The 24,165-nt window shown below is 67.8% G+C and carries 20 protein-coding genes and 1 tRNA gene; 5 read left to right on the top strand and 16 right to left on the bottom strand.

The features are described from left to right. Positions 1–146 precede the first annotated feature (146 nt). Positions 147–2,207 carry an LTA synthase family protein gene (locus HWY37_RS22195; RefSeq protein ID WP_176089865.1) on the top strand — a complete coding sequence of 687 codons (2,061 nt, stop codon included), beginning with the start codon at positions 147–149 and terminating at the stop codon, positions 2,205–2,207. Between the two features lie 86 nt (positions 2,208–2,293). Here HWY37_RS22195 and selD read toward each other — a convergent pair whose 3' ends face one another. Next, the gene (selD, locus tag HWY37_RS22200; RefSeq protein ID WP_176089866.1) at positions 2,294–3,355 is read right to left on the bottom strand and encodes a selenide, water dikinase SelD; all 1,062 of its coding nucleotides are present in this window, start codon (positions 3,353–3,355) and stop codon (positions 2,294–2,296) included. Between the two features lie 139 nt (positions 3,356–3,494). Here selD and HWY37_RS22205 point away from each other — a divergent pair, with 139 nt between their 5' ends. Together HWY37_RS22205 and HWY37_RS22210 are read left to right on the top strand one after the other, a co-directional pair. Then, positions 3,495–4,595, top strand: a complete 1,101-nt coding sequence (locus HWY37_RS22205) for a transglutaminase-like domain-containing protein (RefSeq protein ID WP_176089867.1) — start codon at positions 3,495–3,497, stop codon at positions 4,593–4,595. A gap of 21 nt (positions 4,596–4,616) precedes the next feature. Then, a complete protein-coding gene (locus HWY37_RS22210) occupies positions 4,617–5,156 on the top strand; it encodes a TlpA disulfide reductase family protein (RefSeq protein ID WP_176089868.1) in 540 nt (179 codons plus the stop codon). 9 nt (positions 5,157–5,165) lie between these two features. Here HWY37_RS22210 and HWY37_RS22215 read toward each other — a convergent pair. The 7 genes from HWY37_RS22215 to fdnG form a co-directional block, all read right to left on the bottom strand. Next, positions 5,166–5,261: transfer RNA gene (locus HWY37_RS22215), tRNA-Sec, on the bottom strand. Between the two features lie 22 nt (positions 5,262–5,283). Then, the gene (gene selB / locus HWY37_RS22220; protein WP_176089869.1) at positions 5,284–7,218 is read right to left on the bottom strand and encodes a selenocysteine-specific translation elongation factor; all 1,935 of its coding nucleotides are present in this window, start codon (positions 7,216–7,218) and stop codon (positions 5,284–5,286) included. Continuing rightward, the gene (gene selA / locus HWY37_RS22225) at positions 7,215–8,645 is read right to left on the bottom strand and encodes an L-seryl-tRNA(Sec) selenium transferase (protein ID WP_176089870.1); all 1,431 of its coding nucleotides are present in this window, start codon (positions 8,643–8,645) and stop codon (positions 7,215–7,217) included. The genes selB and selA overlap by 4 nt, the downstream gene beginning before the upstream one ends. 1 nt (position 8,646) lies before the next feature. Further along, positions 8,647–9,579 carry a formate dehydrogenase accessory protein FdhE gene (gene fdhE, locus HWY37_RS22230; RefSeq protein ID WP_176089871.1) on the bottom strand — a complete coding sequence of 311 codons (933 nt, stop codon included), beginning with the start codon at positions 9,577–9,579 and terminating at the stop codon, positions 8,647–8,649. Positions 9,580–9,825: 246 nt separating this feature from the next. Further along, positions 9,826–10,458, bottom strand: a complete 633-nt coding sequence (locus tag HWY37_RS22235; protein WP_175211371.1) for a formate dehydrogenase subunit gamma — start codon at positions 10,456–10,458, stop codon at positions 9,826–9,828. Beyond that, positions 10,451–11,350, bottom strand: coding sequence for a formate dehydrogenase subunit beta (fdxH, locus tag HWY37_RS22240; protein WP_175211369.1), 900 nt, complete (start codon positions 11,348–11,350; stop codon positions 10,451–10,453). Before fdxH ends, HWY37_RS22235 begins: the two co-directional genes overlap by 8 nt. A 10-nt stretch (positions 11,351–11,360) precedes the next feature. Then, entirely contained in the window at positions 11,361–14,429 is a 3,069-nt protein-coding gene (fdnG, locus tag HWY37_RS22245; RefSeq protein ID WP_175211367.1) for a formate dehydrogenase-N subunit alpha, read from the bottom strand. 330 nt (positions 14,430–14,759) lie between these two features. Between fdnG and HWY37_RS22250 the strand changes: the two genes are divergently transcribed. Together HWY37_RS22250 and HWY37_RS22255 are read left to right on the top strand one after the other, a co-directional pair. Next, complete coding sequence (locus HWY37_RS22250) at positions 14,760–16,223, top strand: DUF1254 domain-containing protein (RefSeq protein ID WP_175211365.1); 1,464 nt, start codon at positions 14,760–14,762, stop codon at positions 16,221–16,223. Between the two features lie 50 nt (positions 16,224–16,273). After that, on the top strand, positions 16,274–16,777 hold the full coding sequence (locus tag HWY37_RS22255; protein ID WP_175211363.1) for an acyl-CoA thioesterase: 504 nt from the start codon (positions 16,274–16,276) through the stop codon (positions 16,775–16,777). 102 nt (positions 16,778–16,879) lie between these two features. Here HWY37_RS22255 and HWY37_RS22260 read toward each other — a convergent pair whose 3' ends face one another. The 8 genes from HWY37_RS22260 to HWY37_RS22295 form a co-directional block, all read right to left on the bottom strand. Further along, positions 16,880–17,887 carry a sterol desaturase family protein gene (locus HWY37_RS22260; RefSeq protein ID WP_175211361.1) on the bottom strand — a complete coding sequence of 336 codons (1,008 nt, stop codon included), beginning with the start codon at positions 17,885–17,887 and terminating at the stop codon, positions 16,880–16,882. A gap of 2 nt (positions 17,888–17,889) precedes the next feature. Then, positions 17,890–18,624 (bottom strand): polysaccharide deacetylase family protein, encoded by a 735-nt coding sequence (locus HWY37_RS22265; protein ID WP_175211359.1) that lies wholly within the window; start codon positions 18,622–18,624, stop codon positions 17,890–17,892. Between the two features lie 118 nt (positions 18,625–18,742). Next, complete coding sequence (locus HWY37_RS22270; protein WP_176089872.1) at positions 18,743–19,723, bottom strand: YVTN family beta-propeller repeat protein; 981 nt, start codon at positions 19,721–19,723, stop codon at positions 18,743–18,745. A gap of 173 nt (positions 19,724–19,896) precedes the next feature. Next, positions 19,897–20,763, bottom strand: a complete 867-nt coding sequence (locus HWY37_RS22275) for a DUF2950 family protein (protein ID WP_175211355.1) — start codon at positions 20,761–20,763, stop codon at positions 19,897–19,899. Positions 20,764–20,768: 5 nt separating this feature from the next. Then, entirely contained in the window at positions 20,769–22,166 is a 1,398-nt protein-coding gene (locus HWY37_RS22280; RefSeq protein ID WP_176089873.1) for a DUF3300 domain-containing protein, read from the bottom strand. Between the two features lie 122 nt (positions 22,167–22,288). Then, entirely contained in the window at positions 22,289–22,504 is a 216-nt protein-coding gene (locus HWY37_RS22285) for a TOBE domain-containing protein (RefSeq protein ID WP_006227327.1), read from the bottom strand. Positions 22,505–22,563: 59 nt separating this feature from the next. Then, on the bottom strand, positions 22,564–23,457 hold the full coding sequence (locus HWY37_RS22290) for an ATP-binding cassette domain-containing protein (RefSeq protein ID WP_246302376.1): 894 nt from the start codon (positions 23,455–23,457) through the stop codon (positions 22,564–22,566). Further along, on the bottom strand, positions 23,454–23,945 hold the full coding sequence (locus HWY37_RS22295) for an ABC transporter permease subunit (protein ID WP_176089874.1): 492 nt from the start codon (positions 23,943–23,945) through the stop codon (positions 23,454–23,456). Before HWY37_RS22295 ends, HWY37_RS22290 begins: the two co-directional genes overlap by 4 nt. Between the last annotated feature and the right edge of the window lie 220 nt (positions 23,946–24,165).

Genomic DNA, 24,165 nt, shown 5'->3' on the forward strand with positions numbered 1-24,165 from the left:
AGCGCGACATACGCGCGATATACAAATCTTTATATGTTGAGAGGGCTATTCCTGTAAATTGCGGCCTGCGCTTGGAACGGCGGCTGGCCGCTGCATTCCCGTCTCAGCCCTTCGACTCCGCCCATGACCCTGTTCCCCAGATGTTGATGAAGCGTTTCCGTTCCGTGCCGGCGTGGCAAGACTGGCTCATCAACTTCCAACGCTCCTTCGTGCTGCTGCTGGCCCCCTGGCTGGTCTGCGTCCTGGCGCAGAGCGCCGGGCGGGGCTATCTGCTGCTGCAATACGCGGCGCCGGGCACCTATGCCGCGCTGCCGCAGGACGTGCGCCGCACCCTGACCACGGGCCTGCTGTTCGACATCAAGGTCGCCAGCATCGCGTTCTCGGCGCTCCTGCTGCTGTCGATGGCGATGGCCGCCAAACCCCGCCTGCAACAGCGCTGGCAGCGCTGCATGCCAGGCGTGGGCGCGACCATGGCGCTACTCTTCGCCGCCGTCACGGTCATCAGCGTCTTCTACTTCGCCACCTTCTCGCGCTCGATCGACATCTTCGTGTTCGGCCTGGTCGACGACGACACCCACGCCATCCTGATGACCCTGTGGCACGGCTACCCGCTGGCGCGGGCAGGCTTGCTGCTGGCGGCGGTATTGGCGGGCACCTGGTGGCTCGGCCGCCGCTGGCGCGCCTGGGTGCAGCGCATCCAGTTCAAGCGCCTCGCCCCCGGCCGCGGCCTGATCCGCTTGCTGCTGATCATCGGCATCACCGTGGTGGCCTGCAGAGGCTCGCTGGGCAAGTTCCCGCTCAACAAGGACGACACCAGCATCTCGTCGCTGCGCCTGCTGAACGACATCTCGTCCAACGGCGTCTCGGCCTTTTCCTGGGCTCTGTCGGACCGCGGCAACGACAAACGCTTCGAACCCGTCACCACCCGCGAGGGACGCCTGCTCTACGAGCGCTTCCTGGGCTGGCCGGACAATGGCCTGCGGCCCTTCATGGCGGCTACCGGCCCCAATCCGGCGGCTGCGGCGCAGCCGCCCAACGTGGTGCTGCAGATCATGGAGAGCATGGGCGCGCACCTGAACGCCTATGACCGCCCAGGCCGCGACCTGCTCGGCGCGCTGCGCCCGCATTGGCGCGATGACTGGGTGTTCGAGCGTTTCGTGGCGGAGGGCAACGGCACCATAGATTCACTCAGCCGCCTGCTGGTGCGCAGCCCCATCTCGGCCATCGGCCAGTCATCGGCGCTGGACACGCCGTTCGTCAGCAATGCCTTCACGCCGTTCCTGAAACGCGGCTACCGGGTCCTCTTCGTCACCTCCGGCGCGGCCACCTGGCGCAACCTCGGCGTCTTCGCCACCCAGCTGGGCGCGCACGAGTTCGTGGACCAGCAGACCCTGAGAACGCGCTATCCGCAGGCGCAGGCCGGCACCTGGGGCGTGCCCGACGAGTACATGTTCCGGTACATCGAGGAGCGGCTGGCGCAGAGTCTCCAGGACGGCCAACCCCTGTTCATCATCGCCCTGTCCACCACCCACCATCCGCCATTCATCGTGCCGGAGGGTTCGCCGCAGGGCGGCCTGCCCATGGACGACCTGACCGGTCTGTCCTACTTCAAGGCCTGGGACGTGCTGGCGCCCGCGCTCGACACGCTGCGCTACGCCAATGACCAGCTGGGTCGCTTCCTGACCCGGGTGAAGGCAGCGCCCAGCGCCGCCCGGACCATCGTCGCGGTAACGGGCGACCACAACATCCTGGGCATCGATTACCAGAATCCCAAGGACGCGGCATTGGCCCACGCGGTGCCGTTCTACCTGTACGTCCCGCCGGCCTATCGCTCGCAGGCGCGCTACGATCCGGCGCGCGTGGGCAGCCACAAGGACATCCTGCCCACCCTGTACAACCTGAGCCTGCCGGAAACGCCCTACTTCCGCACCGGCTGCGACCTGCTGGCCGCGCAGCCCGAGCGGCGCTGGTGCTTCGGCTTCAACCACAAGCACGTCATGCTGACGGACGAAGGGGTGTTCCGGCCAAACAAGCCCGGCCGCATCCTGCCCTGGGCGGACGCCTCGGGCCTGGCGCTGGCCGACGAGCAGGACGCCACGGCCGAGCAATGGGCAGAGCAGGTGCGGATGAACGCCTATCCGCACCTGCTCCAGTGGCAGATCAACTACCAGGTGCAGGAACTGGATCGTTCCCGCGACAAGCGCTAGGGCCTGTTTGCGTCGCAAGGCGCCTGGCGCGGGCCTCGGCGCGGCCGGCGCCGGAAGACGCCGCTACGCCTGCCCGCGCAAGCGGCTCAATCCACGCGCACTTCCGGCGCGCCGGCGCGCATCTCGCCGATGACGGCCGCCTGCTCGAAACCGTGCTGCCGGAACAGGTCCAGCACTGCCTTCGCGGCGTCGGGCGAGCATGCCACCAGCAAGCCGCCCGCGGTCTGCGGGTCGGTCAGCAAGGCCCGCTCGGTGTCGCTCACGCCCTCGCCCAGGCGCACGGAATCGCCATAGGACGCCCAGTTGCGGCCGGATGCGCCGGTAATGACGCCCTCCGCGGCAAACGCCTGGACGCCGGGCAGCCAGGGCAAGGCGTCGCGGCTGACGTGCGCCGTCAGTTGCGCGCCGCGCGCCATTTCCAGCGTGTGGCCCAGCAGGCCGAAACCGGTCACGTCGGTGATGGCGTGCACGCCTTCCATGGCGGCCAGCGCCGGGCCCGGCCGGTTCAGCCGCGTGGTCTCGGTGATCATGGCGCGGTAGCCGGCGTCGTCGAGCCGGTTCTTCTTCAGCGCGGCCGAAAGAATGCCCACGCCCAGCGCCTTGCCCAGGATCAGCACGTCTCCGGCGCGCGCGTCGGCGTTGCGCTTGATGCGGCCGGGGTGCACCAGGCCCATGGCCGCCAGGCCGTAGATGGGTTCGACCGAGTCGATGCTATGGCCGCCCGCCACCGGAATGCCGGCGTCCTTGCAGACGGATTCGCCGCCTCGCAGGATGTCGGCGATGACGCTGTGCGGCAGCACGTTGATCGGCATGCCGACGATGGCCAGCGCCATGATGGGCGTGCCGCCCATGGCGTACACGTCCGACAGCGCATTGGTCGCGGCGATGCGGCCGAAATCGTAGGGATCGTCGACGATGGGCATGAAGAAGTCGGTCGTGGCGATGAGCGCCTGCTCGTCGTTCAGGCGGTAGACCGCCGCGTCGTCGGCCGTCTCGGTGCCCACCAGCAGATCGGGATAGCTGACCGCTGGACCGAAGCGCTTGAGCAGCTCGGACAGCACGCCGGGCGCGATCTTGCAGCCGCAGCCGCCGCCGTGCGAAAGCGAAGTCAATCGCGGCACCGCCGCGCTAGCAACATCCTGGGTCATCTCAATCTCCGTTGGTCTGTGGAAAAGGATAGCACCGCCCCCGGGATTGGCCCTATGATGGTCCGGCAGCATGCAGCAACGGACGGCCGCCCGGCCCCGGGCGCACCGATAGCCAATCTTCACCGTGAGTGAGGGCTTCATGGATCGCCGACATTTCCTCCGTTTCTCGGGCGCCTTGTGCGCCGCCGGCGCGGGCTTGCCCGGCGCGGCGCGCGCGGCATCCGCCCCCGTCAGCGCCGGATGGCGCGCTTTTGAACTGACCACCGAAATCACCGTGCAGGACCCGGGCGCGCACGCGCGCATCTGGATCCCGGTGCCCTATGCCACCGATACGCCCTACCAGCGCGGCGCGCAGAGCACGTGGCAGGTCAGCGGCGGCGGTTCTGCACAGCTGACGCAGGCGCCCGGCTACGACGTGCGGATGCTGGCTGTGCAATGGCCGGACGCGCAGGCGCCGCGCAAGGTCACGGTGACCAGCCGCTTCCAGACCCGCAACCGGCGCGTGGACCTGACCCAGCCGCCGCCCGCGGACAGCCCGCGGGAAAACGCCGCGACCCTGCGCGAATTCCTCCAGCCCACGGCGCTGCTGCCCACCGACGGCATTGTCAAAAGCACCGCCGACCGCATCACCCGCGGCCACCGGGGCGATCTGGCGCAGGCCCGCGCCATCTACGAATGGGTGGTCGAGAACACCTGCAGGACCGCGGCCACCCGCGGCTGCGGCGTGGGCGACGTGCGCTACATGCTCACGGCCAACGACCTGAACGGCAAATGCGCCGACATCAACGCCCTGTTCGTCGCCCTGGCCCGCGCCGCCGGCATTCCCGCCCGCGACGCCTACGGCTTGCGCGTGGCGGACTCCGAGCTCGGCTACAAGAGCCTGGGCAAGGCCGGCGACGTCACCAAGGCGCAGCACTGCCGCGCCGAGTTCTACGCGTCCGGCTATGGCTGGGTGCCCGTGGACCCGGCCGACGTGCGCAAGGTCATGCTGGAAGAGCCGCCGGGGGAACTGCCGCTGACCGACGCCAAGGTCCGCGCCGCGCGCGTCATGCTGTTCGGGGCCTGGGAGATGAACTGGGTCGCCTACAACCACGGCCACGACGTGGTCCTGCCGGGAGCTGCCCACGGCCCCGTGCCGTTCCTGATGTATCCCAACGGGGAAACCGCGGCCGGCCGGCTGGACAGCTTGGATCCCGACAGCTTCAGCTACAAGCTCAGCGCCAAGCCCCTTTCCATCTGAGTCCGCACGCAGGGTCCCGCCATGATCAGCCGCCGTCTACTCCTGCAGTCCGGCCTGTCGCTGGCGGCCCTGCCCTGGTGCGCCCGGGCCGCCAGCGACGATGCCCTCAAGGTCGCCACCGGTCCGGACTGGGCCGCGTGGACCGCCGCCACGCCGCCGCTGGCCCTGCCCGACCTTGCCGGCCGCGAAAGAAAACTCTCGGCGTGGCGCGGCAATGTGGTCATCGTCAGCTTCTGGGCCACCACCTGCGACCCCTGCCGCGACGAAATCCCCCTCATGTCGGCCATGGCCAAGCGGCATCGCGAGGAAGGCTTGCGCCTGGTGGCGGTCAACGTGGGCGATTCAGCCGCCAAGATCAGCGCGTTTCTTGCCAAATGGCCGGTGGCCGGCGCCGTGCTGCATGACAGGAACAGCAGCGCGTTGAAAGCATGGGACGCGGTCGGCCTGCCCGCCAACTATCTGGTGGACCGCGGCGGATCCGTCCGATATTGGCATCTGGGGCAGTTGGACTGGAAGTCAGACCGCGTGAGCGGCGTGGTGACGGGAATGCTGCGCGCGTAGCGCAAAGCATGGCGGAAGGCAGCAGGAGTCGAACCTACCTGGGAACGTCTGACGTCCCCAACTGGGTTTGAAGCCCAGCCGTGCCACCGGACACGAATGCCTTCCGCGGTGGCTGCCATGATACCGGTTACTGAGCCTGGCGCGCGCCCCCATAGGCGCTTTCGTTGCGCAGCACGTGTGTGTCCCGCAAGCGCCGCGTGTATCCCACGCGGTCGAAGAACTCCAGGATCTGGATGGCGCGCTTCCGGCCCAGGCCGGTCGCGTCGCGAAACGCCGCCGCATTCAGGCCCTCGGGCCGCGCCGCCAGATCTCCCGCCAGCGCCGCCAGGCTCGCCATCTGATCGCGGTGATAGAACAAGTCCTTCACCACCTGCGCAACTTCGCCGCGCCGCAACAGCTTGCGCAGCAGTTGCCGCACGCGGTCCTCGGGTTGCTCCAGCGTGCGCGCCAGGTCGCGCACCCAGGGCGGATCGAAGGCGCCGGCGGCCAGCAGCGGCAGCAAGCGCGCGGCCAGCGCCGATTCCTCGGGCGCCAGTGTCGCGGCGTGGCCGGGCAGGTGCAGCCAGGGCCCATTGCGCACGATGCGGCCGTCGCGCTGCAGATCGTCCAGCGCCGCCAGCCATGGCGCGTCCGCGCCGGCAGGCATGGCCATGCGGCGCAGGCGCGGACCGTCCGGGCCCGGCTCGTCCGGCGCGCCCTGGTGGAATGCCGCCAGCGCCTGTTCGATGCGCGCGCGCAGCGCGTCCCAGTGGGCAGCCAGGATCAGGGTGCGCGGCGCCTGCGCGGTACGCGCCTCCAACCACAGCGCGCCAGGCGGCGCGGCGATCTCCCGCACCGGCCGGCCCGTCAGGCGCTGCAAGGCGTCCTCGTCCAGCCCCAGCGCGGCATGCTCCAGCACCGGATGCAGACCGGCGCCGTCCAGCATGGCCGACAGCGCCTGCAGCCACTGCATACGCGCGGCCGAGCGCCGCTTGCGGTCCGGCGCGTTCGGGTCCAGCACCCGGCCGCCGCCCACCGTGCGCGCGGCCTGCGCGTTGCGCACGATGTAGCGGTCGCCCGGCATGACGCAGACCGGCTCGTCGAACACCAGCTGCACCCAGCCGGATTGCCCCGGCGCCAGCGATTCGGCGCTCAGCGGCACGGCGTGCGCCACGTGGTGCGCCGCGCCGATATGCACGTGCAGCGGCGACCAGGCGCGCACGGGCGCGTCCGCCGAGTCCAGCAGCGTCAGCGCCACGTCGACATGGCGCGAGGGCAGGAAACAGCGCGCGTCGGCGATCCAGTCGCCGCGCGCAATGGCGTTCTTGTCGATGCCCGCCAGGTTCAGGGCGCAGCGCTGGCCGGCCGCGCCGGTCTCGCTGGGCTGGTTCTGGGCGTGGATGCTGCGCACGCGCACGCGCGTGCCGGCAGGCATCAGCCGCAGGTCAGCGGCATCGTCACCGGCGCGCGCCAAGCCGGCATGGGCCGTGCCCGTGACCACCGTGCCGTGGCCGGCCAGGGTGAACACGCGGTCGACCGCCAGCCGGAACAGGCCGGCGCTGTCGCGTTGGCGCAGAGACTGCGCCTCGCCATGCAGATAGGTCTTCAGTTCCGCCACGCCCGCGTCGCCGGGTTGCGATGCGCACACGGCGTACAGCGGCGCGTCCTGCAGAAACGTGCCGGCGGCCAGTTCGGCGATCTGCGCGCGCACCGCGCGCTGCTGCGCCTCGTCGGCACGGTCGGTCTTGGTCAGCGCCACCGCGCCGCGCGCCACGCCCAGCAAGGCCAGGATGGCCAGGTGTTCGCGCGTCTGCGGCATGACGCCGTCGTCCGCCGCCACCACCAGCAGGCCGAAATCTATGCCGGTGGCGCCGGCCGCCATCGTGTGCACCAACTTTTCGTGGCCGGGCACGTCGATGAAACCCAGCACCTCGCCGTTGGGCAGCGGCGTGTAGGCGTAGCCCAGCTCGATGGAGATCCCGCGCGCCTTTTCTTCCTTGAGCCTGTCGGTATCGACGCCCGTCAGCGCCCGCACCAGCGTGGTCTTGCCATGGTCGATATGGCCCGCCGTGCCGATGATCATCCCAGGCGCTCCGCCAGCTGTGCCGTGAAAGCCACTTCGTCGCGCGCTTCCAGGCAGCGCAGGTCGAGCCACAAGGCGTCGTCGGCGATGCGGCCGATCACGGGCACGGGCAGGCGGCGCAGTTGCGTTTCCAGCTTGTCCAGATGCCGTCCGGCGCGGCCGCTGCCGTTGTAGCGCACGGCCAGGCCCCAGCTGGGCAGCTGATCCACCGGCAAGGCGCCGCTGCCGATCTGGCTGAACATGGGCACGGCCTCGACCGCGTAATACTCGCCCGCCGCGTGCGCCAGGACGCCGCGCAGGCGCTCGGCCTGCGGCTGTATGTCGCGTTGCGGGCGGGTCAGCAGGCGCAGCGTGGTCAGGCGCTGCGCCAGGAACTCGGGCGCGCGGTACAGGCCCAGCACCGGCTCCAGCGCGGCCAGGGTCAGCTTGCTGACGCGCAGGGCGCGCTTGAGCGGGTTCTTCTTGATCTTGCGGATCAGCTCCTTGCGGCCCACCAGCAGGCCGGCCTGCGGGCCGCCCAGCAGCTTGTCGCCGCTGAAGGTGACCAGGTCCGCGCCGGCCGCGATGGTTTCGCGCACGGTGTCTTCCTTGGGCAGGCCGAATTGCGTCAGGTCGACCAGCGTGCCGCTGCCCAGGTCCACGGTGGCGGGCAAGCCGCGCGCATGCGCCAGCGCGGCCACCTCGGCCACGCCCACGCTCTTGGTGAAGCCGGTGACCGCATAGTTGCTGCAATGCACCTTCATCAGCATGGCGGTGCGCGGGCCGATGGCGTTTTCGTAGTCGGCGGCGTGGGTGCGGTTGGTGGTGCCGACTTCCACCAGCTTGGCTCCCGCGCGCTTCATGATGTCCGGGATGCGAAACGCGCCGCCGATCTCGACCAGCTCGCCGCGCGACACCACGACTTCGCGCCGGTCGGCCAGGGCGTTCAGCATCAGCAGCACGGCGGCGGCATTGTTGTTGACGACGGTGGCGGCCTCGGCGCCCGTCAGCTCGCACAACAGTTCGTCGATCAGGTCGTCGCGGTCGCCGCGGCCGCCGCTGTCCAGGTCGAATTCCAGGTTGGCGGGCGTGGTGAGCGCGCGCAGCACCGAGGCCACGGCCTCGTCGGGCAGCAGCGCCCGGCCCAGATTGGTGTGCAGCACCGTGCCGGTCAGGTTGTACACCGCCCGCAGCTTCGGTTCGGCGGCCTTGCGCAGGGCCGCAGTCACGCGCGCCGCCACTGCGCCGGCGTCGAGTTCGTGCCGCGGGAGCCCGCCAGCCAGCGCGCGTTCGCGCAGGGCGTCCAGGTCGCGCCGCAGGGCGGCCACCACCTGGGTCCGGCCATATTCGTCCAGCGCGGGACTCAGGGCCGGCGCGTTCAGCAGCCGGTCCAGGGAAGGAATGTCGGAGACCGCGGCCACGCCGCCATCAGGCGCCTGCGCAGCCATGCTATTCCTCCGCGCCATGCCAGAGCAGCGGGTTGCCGCTGGCCCGCGAATAGCCGGCCTCGCCGACCAGCACGTCCAGCATCAGGCTGGCGAGGTCGTCGGCCACGGGTTCCACGTGCAGGTCCTTGTCCTGGTAAAAGATCTTGCGATAGGTATGGCAGTGGTCGCAGGTTTCGGCCTTGATGGCGGGCGTGCGGCCCTCGATGGCCTGATAGGCCACCGACTCCACGTCTTCGCAATGCGAGCACTTCACCCGCACCATGTGCCATTGGGTCGCGCACAGGCTGCAGCACAGGTAGCGGTAGCCTTCGAACTGCCCGCCCACGCGCACCACGCTGGCTACCGGCAGGCTGCCGCACACGGGACAGACGCCGAAGGGGCTGACCACGGGCAGCTGCTTTTCGTCGAAGCGGCTGGCCAGGTCGGTCCAATAGACCTGCAGGGCCGCCATCACGAAGGGAGCGGCGGCGCCATCGATGCCCCGGTCCTGCTCGGACAGCACGGCCTCCGCCAGGTCTTCCAGCGACTCGGGATCCTCGGCCAGCGCGCGGCGCAGGCCGGCACAGACCTCGATGGCCTCGGCGGGCACGTCCTTGACGCCGGACACATGGTCGATCAATTGGCCCAGGATGCCGCGCCACAGCGGATCGCGCGCCCAGCCCACCGCTTGCAGGGGCGGCATGCCATGCGCCTGCGCCAGCGAAATGCGGTCCTCGGAGGCCTCGGGCGCCCGGCAATCCTGCAAGGCGCGGTGCTGGGCGTCGACCAGATGCGCCATCAGCAGCAGGTAGTCGGCCACCGGGCTGTCCGCCGCCAGCTGCCGCAGGCGCGCCGCGCGCGTCGCGAAGACGGACCCGCGGTCCGGCAAGCTGACGCGGGGAATGCTGTTGTGGTCTAGCGCTTCGATCTCGCCGCGCGGAAGAATTCGCTGCACTTGCGTCTCCAGATAAAAAAACACGGCTGCCAGCCTTCAGGGAGAAGGATAGCAGCCGTTTGATGGGTGCGTGGGGGCCCCTTTTCCCGCCGGGCCGCCCCAAGGGAAAAGCGCCCCCTCGGGGGGCAGGAAGCGCACGCAGTGCGCGCGCCGTGGGGGCCCCTTTTCCCGCCGGGCTGCCCCAAGGGAAAAGCGCCCCCTTGGGGGGCAGGAAGCGCACGTAGTGCGCGCGCCGTGGGGGCCCCTTTACTTTCGGATTTGCTCCCGGAACCAGGCGCGGTGATGCTTCCACGCCCAACCCGCCGTGACATAGCCGCGCAACATCGCGGTCAGGGAACCCTTGACCCAGATCGCCGCGTAGATGTGCACGATGATGGAGCAGATCAGCACCAGCGCGCTGACGGCGTGCACCACCGAGGCGGCGCGGATCACCCAGATCGGGAAGTAGAAGGCGAAATACTCGCGCCAGATCACGATGCCGCTGACGAACAGGCCCAGCATGCACAGGATCAGCACGTAGAACAGCAGCTTCTGGCCGGCGTTGTACTTGCCGACCTCGGGCAGCTTTTCCTCGCGGTTCTCGACCACGTCGTTCAGTTGCCGCAGCCACTGGCGGTCCGCCTTCGTCATGAGGTTGTGCCGCCACATGTGGCCGGCGAACACGACGAAGCAGACGAACATCACGATCCCGATGAAGGGATGCAGGATGCGCGTCCAGGGGCCGCCCCCGAACAGGTTGCTCAGCCAGAACATGGACGGGTGGAACAGCGCCAGCCCGGACAACGCCAACAGGATGAACGTGAAGGCGATGATCCAGTGGTTGGTGCGCTCACCCGGCGAGTAGCGCTTGATCCGGCGGTGATGGCGGTCTTCACTCATGGCGCACCTCCTCTTCGGCACGGCGTTCGTCTTCCTCGGAGACCTCGTTGCGGCCAACGCGGGCGTAGTGGAAGAAGCCCGCCAACGCGGTCAGGGCCATCGCGGCCACGCCCAGCGGCTTGGCCAGCCCCTTCCACAGCGAAACCATGGGGCTGATCTTCGGGTCCTGCGGCAGCCCGTGGTACAGCCCGGGCTGGTCGGCGTGATGCAGCACGTACATGACGTGGGTGCCGCCCACGCCTTGCGGGTCGTACAGGCCGGCCTTGTCGAAACCGCGCGACTTCAGGTCGACGATACGTTCCTCGGCGTGCTGCTTCATGTCTTCCTTGGTGCCGAAGACGATGGCGCCGGTGGGACAGGCCTTGACGCAGGCCGGCTCCTGGCCGACGGCCACGCGGTCGGAACACAAGGTGCACTTGTACGCCTTGTGGTCCTTCTTGGAGATGCGCGGCACGTTGAACGGACAGCCGGTGATGCAGTAGCCGCAACCAATACAGTTTTCCTCGTGGAAATCCACGATGCCGTTGTTGTACTGGATGATGGCGCCCGGCGAGGGACAGGCCTTCAGGCAGCCCGGGTCCTCGCAGTGCATGCAGCCGTCCTTGCGGATCAGCCATTCCAGGTCGCCCTGCGGATTCTCGTATTCCGAGAAGCGCATGACCGTCCAGGAATGTTCGGTCAGGTCGGCCGGGTTGTCGTAAACGCCCACGTTGGTGCCGATCTCGTCGCGCAGATCGTTCCATTCCATGCAGGCGCTTTGACAGGCCTTGCAGCCGATGCACTTGGAGACGTCGATGAGCTTGGCCACCGAGCCCGTGATGGGCTCGCGCACGCCGGGCGGCGGCGTGGTGGTGGCGGAGCGCCGCTTGATGTCGAGGGATTGCATAGACATGTCGGTCTCCTTAGGCCTTCTCGACCTTCACCAGGAACGACTTGAATTCCGGCGTCTGGGAATTCCCGTCGCCCACGAACGGCGTCAGGGTGTTGGTGAGGAAGCCGGGTTTCGCCAGGCCCACGAAGCCCCAGTGGATGGGTATGCCCACATGGTGCACGGTCTTGCCCTCGACGGTCAGGGCGCGCAGGCGCTTGGTGACCAGCGCCACCGCCTTGATATAGCCGCGGTTGGACGACACCTTCACGCGCGAACCGTTGGCGATTCCCAGTTCCTTGGCCAGCGCCTCGCCGATCTCCACGAACTGCTCGGGCTGGAGAATGGCGTTGATGCGGACGTTCTTGGTCCAGTAGTGGAAGTGCTCGGTCAAGCGGTAGGTCGTGGCCACGTAGGGGAACTTATCCACCGTGCCCATCGCGGCCAGGTCGTCCTTGAAGACCCGCGCGGCCGGATTGCTGGTGACCCCCTTGGCCTTCGGATACAGCGGGTTGTAGCCCAGCGGCGTCTCGAAGGGTTCGTAGTGCTCGGGGAACGGCCCTTCGGCCATGCCCGCGCGCGCGAAGAAGCGCGCCACGCCCTCCGGGTTCATGATGAACGGGCCCATGCCGCCATCGGGGTTCTCGTCGGCCTTGAAGTCAGGGATGTCGGCGCCGCCCCAGGCTTTGCCGTTCCACGAAATCAGGCTGCGGCGCGGATCGAAGGGCTTGCCCGCCACGTCGCAGGAGGCGCGGTTGTACAGGATGCGGCGGTTGGCCGGCCACGCCCAGGCCCAGTTCAGGGTCTGGCCGATGCCGGTCGGGTCGCTGTTGTCGCGCCGCGCCATCAGGTTGCCGGTGGGGCCCCAGGCGCCGGCGAAGATCCAGCAGCCGCTGATGGTGGAGCCGTCGTCGCGCAGTTCGGCAAAGCCGGCCAGCTGCTCGCCAGCCTTGCGGGTGACCTTGGAAGGATCCTTGGGATCGGCCAGGTCCACAAGCGCGCGGCCCGCATATTCCTTGGCCAGTTCTTCCGCGGTGGGATTCTGCGGATTGGAGTAAGGCCAGGACAGGTTGACGATGGGGTCGGGATACTTGCCGCCCTCTTCCTGGTACATCTTGCGCAGACGCGTGAAGATCAGCGCCATGATCTCGATGTCGCTCTTGGCCTCGCCCGGAGGCTCGGCGCCCTTCCAGTGCCATTGCAGCCAGCGGCCGGAGTTCACCAGCGCGCCATCTTCCTCGGCGAAACAGGTCGTGGGCAAGCGGAAGACCTCGGTCTGGATCTTGGACGGATCCACATCGTTGGCTTCGCCCGCGTTGCGCCAGAACTCCGAGGTCTCGGTGACCAGCGGGTCCATGATGACCAGGTACTTCAGCTTGGCGAAGCCGTCGTTCAGCTTGGCCTTGTTGGGCGCGGCCGCCAGGGGGTTGAAGCCCTGGGCGATGTAGCCGTTCATCTTGCCCTGGACCATGAGCTCGTAGACCTGCAGCATGTCGTAGAGCTTGTCCAGCTTGGGCAGGTAGTCGAACGCCCAGTTGTTTTCGGCCGTGGCGGACTTGCCCCACCAGGCCTTCATCAGGCTCACGTGGAACTTGCTGTAGTTCTGCCAGTAGCTCAGCTGGTTGGGCCGCAGGGGTTTCTGCGTGCGCGACTCGATGTACTTGCCGTAGTCCTGTTCGGGCTCGTTGGGCAGCGTCATGTAGCCGGGCAGCAGGTTCGACATCAGGCCCAGGTCGGTCAGGCCCTGGATGTTCGAGTGCCCGCGCAGCGCGTTCATGCCGCCGCCGGCGATGCCGATGTTGCCCAGCAACAGCTGCACCATCGCGCCCGTGCGGATGATCTGCGACCCGATGGAGTGCTGCGTCCAGCCCAGCGCGTAGAGAATCGTCGCGGCGCGGTTGGTGGTGGCGGTGGATGCCAGCATCTCGCACACCTTCAGGAACTTGTCCTTGGGCGTGCCGCAGACGCGCTCGACCATTTCCTCGGTGTAGCGCGAATAGTGCTTCTTCAGCAGCTGGTAGACCGTGCGCGGATGCGCCAGCGTCGGGTCCGTCTTGACGTAGCCGTCGTCGCCGCGTTCGTAGTCCCAGCTGGCCTTGTTGTAGCTGCGCTTCTCGGCGTCATAGCCGGAATACAGGCCTGCGTCGAACGCGAAGTCCTCGCGCACGATGAAGGAAAAGTCGGTGTAGTTGCGCACGTACTCGTGCTGGATCTTGTCGTTATCCAACAGGTACTTGATGACGCCGCCCAGGAAAATGATGTCGGTGCCGGTGCGTATGGGCGCGTAGAAGTCCGCCACGGATGCCGAGCGCGTAAAGCGCGGATCCACGACGATCAGCTTCGCCTTGTTATGGGCTTTCGCTTCCGTGACCCATTTGAACCCGCAAGGGTGGGCCTCGGCGGCATTGCCGCCCATGATCAGTACTACGTCCGCGTTCTTGATGTCGACCCAATGGTTCGTCATCGCTCCACGGCCAAACGTCGGGGCAAGACCTGCCACCGTCGGGCCATGTCAGACACGGGCTTGGTTGTCGAACGCCAGTATCCCCATGCTGCGCACAGTCTTGTGCGTGATGTAGCCGACCTCGTTGCTGCTTGCCGAGGCCGCCAGCATGCCGGTGGTCAGCCACCGGTTGACGGTCTTGCCGTCCGCGGTCTTCTCGACGAAGTTCGCGTCGCGGTCCGCCTTCATGAGCTTGGTGATGCGGGTCAGGGCGTCGTCCCACGACATCCGCACCCACTTGTCCGAGCCCGGCGCCCGGTATTCCGGGTACTTCAGGCGGTTGGGGCTGTGGATGAAGTCGATCAGGGCTGCGCCCTTCGGACAGAGCGTGCCGCGGTTGACGGGGTGGTCAGGGTCGCCCTCGATGTGCATGATGCTGGCGCGGGCGTTCTTGGAACCGTCGCCCAAGCCGTACATCAGCAGACCACAGGCGACCGAACAGTAGGGACAGGTGTTGCGCGTTTCAGTCATGCGCGCAAGCTTGTACTGGCGGACTTCGGCCATGGCCGTGCCGGGGGCTGCCCCCAGCAAAGCCAGGCTGGAGCCTGCCAGCGTCGCACCGGTCACCTTGAAGAACTGGCGGCGATTCATGTTGACCATGAAACACTCCTCTCCTGGTGAATGAAAGAGAGCCGTCGGTTCGCGGAAGCGAAAAAGCCCTACGACTCCCAAGGATATTTGCCAAGTATAGGCTTTGCCTGACGGACGCGCCATGGCATCCGGCCCCAAAGAGACCTTCCTTATGTCTGAAATTTGGCAGCCAAATCAGGTTTTTTCGCAGATTTTGGATGATGCGACGGCTGCTACCATTCCCGGTTGCCTGAACTGGCCGGCATGCCCGCGATTCCGGGGACGCCGCGCAGCCGGATTCCTGCCTTTTCCCGCCGTTTACTTCCCGCGTTTACTTCCCGCATGACCGTAGGAGCGCCGATGCGCCGCCTTGTTGCCCTGGCCCTGTCCTTCACCGCCGCCGCGCTTGCGCCGGGCGCCTGCGCCCTGGCTGCGCCCGCCGTCCCGACCCCGGCCGCCGCCGCCACCGAAGCGGCCCATCAGGCCGCCATGGAGGGCTACCTCTACTTCTACCCGCTGGTGACGATGGACCTGACCCGGCGCCAGTTCGTCCATCCCTCGCGAGGCGCCGAGGGCGCACCGGCCAACACCTTTCTGCATGGCCGCGCGCTGCCTCGACCCGGCGCCGCCACGCCCTGGGCCAATCCCGACATGCTGCGCAGCACGGCCTGGCTGGACCTGACTGCCGGGCCGGTGGTGCTGTCGGTGCCGGACACCCGTGGACGCCTCTATACCCTGACGCTGCTGGACATGTGGACCGATGCGTTCGCCACCCTGGGCAAGCGCAGCACCGGCACGGCCAAGGGCAACACGGTCATCGTGCCGCCGGGCTGGAGCGGCGTCCTGCCTTCGGGCATGGCCCGCATCGACGCCCCCACCGCCCACGTGTGGGCGAAGAACCTGATGCAGGCGGACGGAGCGGCCGACTATCCGGCTGTCCACGCCCTGCAGGACGGCTTCATCCTGACGCCGCTGGCGCAATGGAACCTGCCCGCGCAGGCGCAACAGGTGAAGTCCGATCCCTCGCTGAATCTGCAGGTCCCGGTGCGCGAGCAGGTCGAATCCATGCCGACGGCCGCCTACTTCGAGTACGCGGCCGAGCTGCTGCGCAAGAATCCGCCACACCCCACCGACCAGCCGGTGCTTGCCAGGCTGCGCGGCGCCGGGCTGATCGCGGGACGGCCGTTCGACTTTGCCCAGCTCGGCCACCCTGCCAAGCAGGGCATGCGCCGCGGCTTGCGGGCGGGGCGCGAACGCATGGTGGCCGCGGCCGGCGCCACGGTGCGCAGCATGAACGGCTGGCACCAGGAGACCGCCAGCGTCGGCGTCTATGGCAATTCCTATCTGCGGCGCGCCCTGGCCGCGCAGGCGCAGCCGGGCGCGGGCCTGCCCGAGGACCTGAGCGTGCTGCTGCTGGCCGCCGACAGCCAGGGCGCGCCGCTGGATGGCGCGCAAGGCTATACGTTGCATTTCGCCAGCGGCGAGTTGCCGCCCGCCGGGGCGCTGTGGTCGCTGGCGGCCTACGACGGCCAGGGCATGCCGTTTGCCAACCCGCTGGACCGCTATGCGCTGGGCGACCGAGATCCCCTGCGCTACAACGCCGACGGCTCGCTGGACCTGCGCCTGAGTCACGCGCCGCCCCCGCCCGAAGACCAGGCCAACTGGCTGCCCCTGCCCGCTGCGGGACCGGCCAGCGTGCTGCTGCGCGTCTACGCGCCAGACCCCGCGCTGCTGGACGGCCTGTGGATGCCGCCGGCCCTGCTGCGCGACGCTCCTCCTCAGCCCGAAGAAACCCCGGAAGCCGCCGAAAAGACGCAACCATGACAGGCGGCTGCCGCTACCATAGGTGTTTTATCCAAGATTGAACGCCCGCCATGGACGAAGCCTTTAGCCACCAATTGTCGATGACCATCCTGATGACGCCTGACATGGCGAATTTCTCGGGAAATGTGCACGGCGGCACCATCCTCAAGTACCTGGACCAGGTGGCCTACGCCTGTGCCAGCCGCTACGCCGGCCAGTATGTGGTGACCTTGTCGGTCGACCAGGTCGTGTTCCGCGAGCCCATCCACGTGGGCGAGCTGGTGACCTTTCTGGCGGCCGTGAACTACACGGGCCGCACCTCGATGGAAATCGGCATCAAGGTCATCACCGAGGACATCCGCAAGAAGCTCGTGCGCCACACCAACAGCTGCTACTTCACGATGGTGGCGGTGGACGAACAGGGCGCGCCCACCGCGGTGCCGCCGCTGGAGCCCCGCAACCTGGAAGAAAAGCAGCGCATGGAGGCCGCCCGGCTGCGGCGCGAACTGCGCCAGGAAATGGAACGCCGGCACGGCGAGATCAAGCGCGAAACCACGCACGACGCCCAGCCCTGAAACGGAACCCGCGATCGGCCAATGAAAAACGAGCCCCTCGGGGCTCGTTTTTTTGGCCAGGCCGTGAAAGGCGTCCCCGGCGCGCGGCGCTCAGGACCGCGTTCAGGCGCGTTCGGCGGACGCCGGCGGGGACGGCGGCGCGGCGGCAGGCTCGCGGTCGCGGCCGACCATGCGCTTGAGACCCAGCCACTGCTGCGACCAGAAGCCGCGCCCGTAGTCCCGTCCGCCCAGTTCCGGCTGCTGGTCATGGATGCCGGTGGGGCCGTAGCCCACGCCAAAACGGGCGGTACGGAACAGCACGTCCCAGATCGGAAACAGCGCGGCGAAGTTGTAGCCGCCCACCGGCCCCGGCGACGAAGCGTCATAGGCGATGGAATGATGGTGGCGGTGGAAGCGCGGGCTGACCAGCAAGCGCTCGCCGATGGCGCCGAAATGCATCCGCAGATTGGCGTGCGAGAAGCTCTGCGCCAGCTGGGTGATGGCCACCACCATGATGAACTGCGCGGGCGGCACGCCCACCAGCTGCGACACGAACACCACCAGCACGTCACGCAGCATGTCGTCCAACAGGTGGTTGCGGTCGTCGCTCCACATGGTCATCTGGCGCTGGCTGTGGTGCACGGCGTGCAAGGCCCAGAGCCAGCCGAAACGGTGCTGGGCGCGGTGATAGAAGTAGTCCACCGCGTCGAACAGCAGCAGGTAGATGATCAGGCTGACCCAGGCCTTGTCCGTCACACCGGGCCAGTACTGGTCCAGCTGGAATGGCGCGAAGCCCCAGACGTGCAACTGGCCGAACACGCTGTCCCACAGCGGATCCACCGTGAAAAACAACATCAGCCGGAAGGCGCCCAAGCGGTGAATCAACGTGTACAGCACGTCGATGCCGATCTGGCGGCGGTCGGTGACGGCCTCGACGGGATGCAGGCGCTGCAGCGGGCCGAACACCAGCAGCAGCACCACGACCTGCAACAGGCCGACCAGCAACCACATGGTGGCGTCGTAGCCATCCTCGATGAAGTTGCTCAGGCCCAGGTGGAACAGCGCGGGCTGAATCGCCGTTTCGAAGAGCCATTGCTGGCACTCTCCGAACAATTGACTAAGCGTATCCATGATCAATGATGCGTAGCGATCCAGTCGCGGTAGGACGGATGCGTATCCAAAGTAGCAAAACAATAGCCCTTGCGCTGCAAACCTTCAATCAGCGGCTCCAACACCGCCGGCGCCCAGGGGTCCTGGCGCGACCAGATGCCCAAATGGGCGAGCAAAATGTCGCCGGGCTTGATGGTGCGCAGCGCCTGGTCCAGCAGGCGGGCATTGGGGTACTTGTCGCTGGGCAGTTCGTCGCCCAGGAAACCAGCCGGCGCCCAGCCCACGTGCTCGAAACCGCAGGCCTTGGCCGCCTTCAGCAGGGCGGGCGAGGTCTTGCCGCCCGGCGCGCGGTAGATCGGCAGCATGTTCTTGCCGGTCATCTGGTGAAAGCGGGTGGCGGAACGCTTGATCTCGGCGCAATACTGCTCGGCGGTCCAGTCGAAACGCTTGCCCGCGTCCGGACCGGCGCTGGGCTTGACGCGGAATTTTCCGCCCGGCAGGTCGGACTGCCAGTACACGTGGTCGTAGGTATGCGAGCCGAAGACATGGCCTTCGGCCGCGCGCGCCTTCCACCACGGCGCCCACACGTCGTCCAGGCTGGAACCGTCGGTCAGCGTGCGTTCGTTGGCCAGGAAGAAAGTGACCTTGACGTTGTGACGCGCCAGCACGTCGGCGATCAGCGGCGCCACGCCCATGTGACCGGTGTCGAAGGTCAGGTAGACGGGCTTGTCGCAGGTGGCGGGCGCAGCCATTCCCATCGCGGGAAAGGCCACCGTGAGTACGGCCGCGGCAAGAAGCCGTTTTGCCGCCGTCCCCGCCGGGCCGCTTCCGGGCAAAACAGCCGTCTTGGGGGGGACTGCGGCGTGCGGAGCCTTATCAGCGGGTTGGAGCATGGTTCAAGGTCCAGACGCCATGGGGCGACTTGCCCACCGGCACCTGATTGACCACCTTCTTCTGCTCCAGGTCCACCACGGTGAGCTTGCGGGCCCAGCGCGAGGTGACCAGCAGCGTCTTGCCGTCGGCCAGCACGTCCATGCAATCGGGGCCGCCGGGCACCGCGAAGGTGTCGGTGACGGCGAGCGTCTGCATGTCGATGCGGCTGATGGAATTGGCCGTGCGGTTGCTCACGAACAGATGGCGCTTGTCGCCCTGCGCGCGGAAGGCGTGGGCGCCGGCCGCGGTCTTGATGCGCGTCACCAGCTTGGCCGGGCCGTTGCTCACGTCGTAGGCTTCGACGTAGGAGTCGCCCGTCAGCGCGACCAGCAGGGTCTTCTGGTCGGGCGTCAGGAACACGTCGGCGGGCGTCTTGCCCACCGACACCGTCCACTTCGGCGTCTGCGTGGCCAGGTCGATGGCGATGAGCTGGTCGCTGTCCTGCAACGTCACGTAAGCCGTGGTGCTGGCCTTGTCGATCATGATGTGGCTGGGCGTCTTGCCGGCCGGAATGCGCTTGACCAGCTTCAGGTCAAAGCCTTTTTCCAGCGGCTTCCAGGCATAGATGTCGATGTGGTCGAGGCGGTTGGCCGCGGTCACGAACCACTTCATGTCCGGCGAGAACTGCAACTGGTAAGGGTCGACGATGCCCGTCAGCGTGCGCTGCACTTCGCCCGTCTTGGGATCCATCAGCGTGATCGAGTCGCTGGTGGCGTTGGCCACCATGAGCGATTTCTCGTCGGGCGTGAGGTACAGGTGATGCGGTTCCTTGCCCGTGGGCACGCGCCGCAATTCCTTGTAGGAGGCCGGATCAACGATGCTGACGTTGGCGTCCAGGGAGTTCAGGACAAAAATCGGGGCTGAGGCCGCCGCGGCGCTGAGCGCCATCCCTACGCCGAAGAGGGCGTAGCGGACAAAATGCATGGGATTCAATTTCTAGGTCCGGCAAAGGAGAATCGGGCAGGCACCCGGTGCTCGCCATTTTAGGCTTAGCTAGCCGACAAAAGCGCGACACCCCCCGGTTTGGCCACAAACGCATACGCCTGTTGCGACCCAGCAACAGGCGTATGCGGATCAACCTCGGAAAACCCGAAAAATCATTTGCTTCCAACGGGTTGCGCGTTGGCGTCGATCCAGTTTCCGGCGCCGATATCGCGTTCCCGCAACGCCGCCGCGCGCGCCGCGGACGACGGCCCGAGGTCGGCCTCCAGCACCCCGCCGTCGGGCCCGACGACAAAGGAGCCGATGCCGGTCTGCCCGTAGCGGGCGGGCCAGGCGACGATGCGGTACGAATTGTCGTTCGCGCCCGGCAGCACCTTGTACCGATAGCCGTAATAGGCGTCGGCCAGGGGTACTTCCGGCCCCATGGCCAGCGCGTCCGGTCCGAAGGCCTGCGGCGGAGCGTCAGGCAATTCGGGCCAGTACAGGCCGTCCCGTTCGCCGGGGCGGCTGACGAGGCGGGCGGCATAGCGCCCCTGCCCCACACCCTGCTTGTAGCGCGTCTGGGCCGCCTGCAGCTGCAGCAGGGTTTCGATCGCGGTCAATTCGTTGCGGTTGATCGCGCGGCGGCGGATTTCCGCCGTGCCCGCCGCCGGGTCGAAGCGCCACCCCTTCCCTGCGCGCACGATGGGCACCGGCAGCGTCCAGCCGGAATCGCCCACCGCCAGCCAGGAACGGCCGCCGTCGGCCACGATTTCGTGCTTGCGGGACCAGGCGGCCAGGAAGCGGTAGACGTCCTCCTGTTCCACCCCGCCGGGCACGATGTTCCGGTGATTGGGCCCGAGCACCTTGGCCAGCGCAGCCGTGTCGCTGGTGGCCATGGCGTCGGCGAAAGCGTCCGCCGCCGCTTGCGGGCTGGGATACAGGCTTTGCGCCGCCACGGGGGCCGCCAGTCCCAGCGCCAGCACGGAGGCGGCGCCCAGCGCGCGCCAGCGCGCAATGGTCATGAGCATTCTCTTGTCCATGGTGCTTATCTCCGGCCGCCGAAATGTCCGCCACCACCGCCGCCGCCAAAATGGCCGCCGCCGCCACCTCCACCGCCCATGCGCCCGCCGCCGCCGTGGCTCATTTCGCTGCGCTGGCTTTGCTGCCGCATGCGGTCGCCATTGCCGGCATCGCGCAGCGCGCTGCTGTTGTTGGATGCCCGGCCCCGGTCGCGCGCGGCGGCTTCATCCGCGCGCTGGCGCTGGGCCGCGGCCTGGCGGTCCTGGGTCGACACGCCGGACGAACCGCGGTTGTGCGGCGCTTGTTGCGTGGCGCCCTGGGCACGCTCGCGCGCGCCCTGCCCGCCTTGCGCACCTGGTCCTTGTCCCCGGCCAGCCGCTCCCTGCCCGCGCCCGGCGCCCGGCTCGGCATGGCCGGGAATGGACTGCCCCGTGCGGCCCTGGAAGGACTGCGCCGCGCGGTCGCGGGCGGCATCGCGCGAGTTCGGCGCCGGGGCCGCGCCCGGTGTCCGGCCGCCGGCCTGGCCCTGCATCTGCGAGCGGTTCTGCAAGCCAGCCTGGCGCTGGCTGTCGTAGCGCTGGCGGCTGCCCTGGTCGGCATAAGGCGTATTGCCGCGGTTGGCCGGGTTGTGCTGCCACGTGGCCTTGTTGCTATTGATATTGCCGTTGTTGATGCGCTGGTTGACGTTGATGTTGTTGTACCGGTTGACGTTGATGTCGACGTCGTTGTGGCCCCAGTCGAAGCCGCCCCACATCGAGTTGACGGCGGCGACGCCCAGGCCGAAGCCGACGCCCGCAACCAGCGACGTCGCGAACACCGAGCCCGGCGGCGGCGGATAGTAATAGGGCGGATACGAAGGATAGGCCCAGGTGCCGTAGACCACGGTCGGGTTGTAGCTGGGCACGTACACCACCTGCGGATCGGCCGGCTCAATCACCACGACGGTCTTGTCATTGGTCGTGCTGGACGTGACCTTCTGCTGCGGTGTGCTCTTTAGGTTGCCGGCCTTCTGGGCCTGGGCGCGCAGCCGCTGGACCGAGTCCATGACGGCATCGGGTTGCGCCAGGAAAGCGTCGCCCACGGATTTCACCCAGTCCGGCTGGCGGCCCATCATGTCCATGACGGAAGGGAACGCCACCAGCGATTTGACGCTGGGGTCCCAGGATTCGCCTTCGACCGCCTTGACGGCCTGATCGCCGGATTCCGAGGTATGCGCGGCCGACCATTTGGCCGCCGCCGCGATGTCGTCGGGGTAGGTCGCCCCCATGAGGATTTGCGACAGCAGCGAATCGGGATACAGCGCCACGGGCGCCATCAGCTGATCCAGTTGCGCGTTGTCCAGCTTGGGCTGCGCCGCGGCGGGCAGGCAGATGGCCAACCCCAGGCATAAGCAACCAATGAACCACCGTTGCAGTCGACGCATTTTCCGTTCTCCGTGAATCAAAGCGTAAAGCCACAAGCCAGGAGGGAACTGCCGGATATCGCGCAGACAAATATATGCCTAACGCCGACGCAGGGGAAGCGCCGGCGAAAATCTATTTCCAGTCACAGCTTGGCAACGGAAACCTCGGTTGCCTTGACGAAGGCCAGCACCTCGGTGCCGACCTGCAAGTCCAGTTCTTTCACGGACCGCGTGGTGATCACGGACGTGACAATTCCGGCGGGCGTATCCACATCGACCTCGGACACCACCGGGCCCAGGATGATTTCCTTGATCTTGCCGCGGAACTGGTTGCGGGCGTTGATCGATTGAATGCTCATGGTCTTGCTCCTGAAGTAGGGGCGGCGCGCCGCCTGTGCGTGAATTCCTGGTTGCGGCTTCAAACCGCCAGCCGCAAATGCCGGATGTGGATGACGGGCGCCAACGGCCTGTCCCCGGCCGCGGCATCCTGTTGCAGCGCGGCGTTCAGCACCCGCGCCTCCAATGCCGCAAACGCGGCGGACCCGCGCCGGCGCGGACGCGCGAGATCGACTCGCTCGTCCAGCACCACGCCCCCCTCGTCCAGCACCAGGATGCGGTCCGCCAGCGCCACGGCCTCGGCCGCGTCGTGCGTCGCGAGCACCGTGGTGCAGCCCTGCTGGCGCCAGACCTCTTCCAGCAAGCGTTGCATCTCGATGCGCGCAATCGCGTCCAGCCCGGCGTACGGCTCGTCCAGCAACAGCAAGCCGGGACGCCGCGCCAGCGCCCGGGCCAGCGCCACGCGCTGGCGTTGCGCCTCGGACAATTGCGCGGGCCAATCGCCGCCGCGGTCCAGCAGGCCTACCAGGCGCAAGGCTTCAAGCGCCTGCGCCGTTCCGGACAGGCCCAGGGCCGCATTGCCCAGCACGGTCTTCCAGGGCAGCAGGCGCGCGTCCGGCTGCAGCAGGCGCACCCGGCTGTCGGGCGCCCAGCTGGGAAAGTTGTCGAACAGCACCGGCGACCGCTCCGGCGCGCCGCCCTGCTCGCCGCTGGGGGCCAACCGGCCCGCCAGCAGGTTCAGCAAGGTGCTCTTGCCGCTGCCGCCGCGCCCGACCACGGCCACGAACTCGCCCGGCGCGATGTCCAGGTCCAGCGCCTGCAACGCGACCCGGTCGCCATGTCGCCTGGCCAGCCGGCGCAGGGTCACGCGCAGCGCCGGCTGGGGTCCGGCAGCCGGCGTTTCATCGGGCTGGATCTGCTCGCGCGCTTCCAGGTACTGCAACAGCTCGAACTCGTTCGGATTGATGAACATCATCGCGGCCTCCAGCGCAGCAGCCAGCGCTCCAGCAGGCTTACCAGCGCCCCCGACCCGGCGATGAGCAAGGCGTACAGCGCGATGCCCAGCAACAGCGCCAGGACGCCCGGCGAGCCGCCGGCCGGCGGCGTCGGAAGGCCCAGGCCCGAGGGCGTCACGAAGAGTTCCAGCGCGATCAGGGTCAGCCATAGAAGTCCCAGCCCCTGCCTCAGGCCCGTGAAGATGAAGGGCAACGCGCCAGGCAGAAGCACGTGCCGGTATAGCGGCCATCCGCGCAAATCGTGCGACCGGCCGGTCTCGACCAACGCCGGATCCACCGCGCGGATGCCGCGCGCGGCCTGCCAAAGCACGGGCAGGAGCACGGCGAACGGCAGCAACGCCAGCCTGGCGTCCGGCTCGCGGCCCAGCCACAGCGCCAGCAGCAGCACGGCTCCAAGCCAGCCCAAGAGCGGCGCACGGGAGGATGACGGATCGAGGGCGCGGCGCATCGTTGAATTCGTTTCCGGATGGAGTTCAAGAAGACGAACCGATTCTGTCATCGCGGCGCTGCGCCGAAAAATACTTAGTCGATATGAGGTTATGTGGCGCGCCAGGTTCGACTTCTTTTGGAAATATGCGGGGCCGCCGCGCCCGCGACCTCGTCCGTATGCAGGACTGGATTGCGCCCAGCGCCGAGCCTATACTGATTTTGCTAGTTGCTCCGTATTC

The organism is Achromobacter anxifer (genome assembly GCF_903652925.1).
GTDB classification, from domain to species: Bacteria; Pseudomonadota; Gammaproteobacteria; order Burkholderiales; family Burkholderiaceae_B; genus Achromobacter; species Achromobacter anxifer.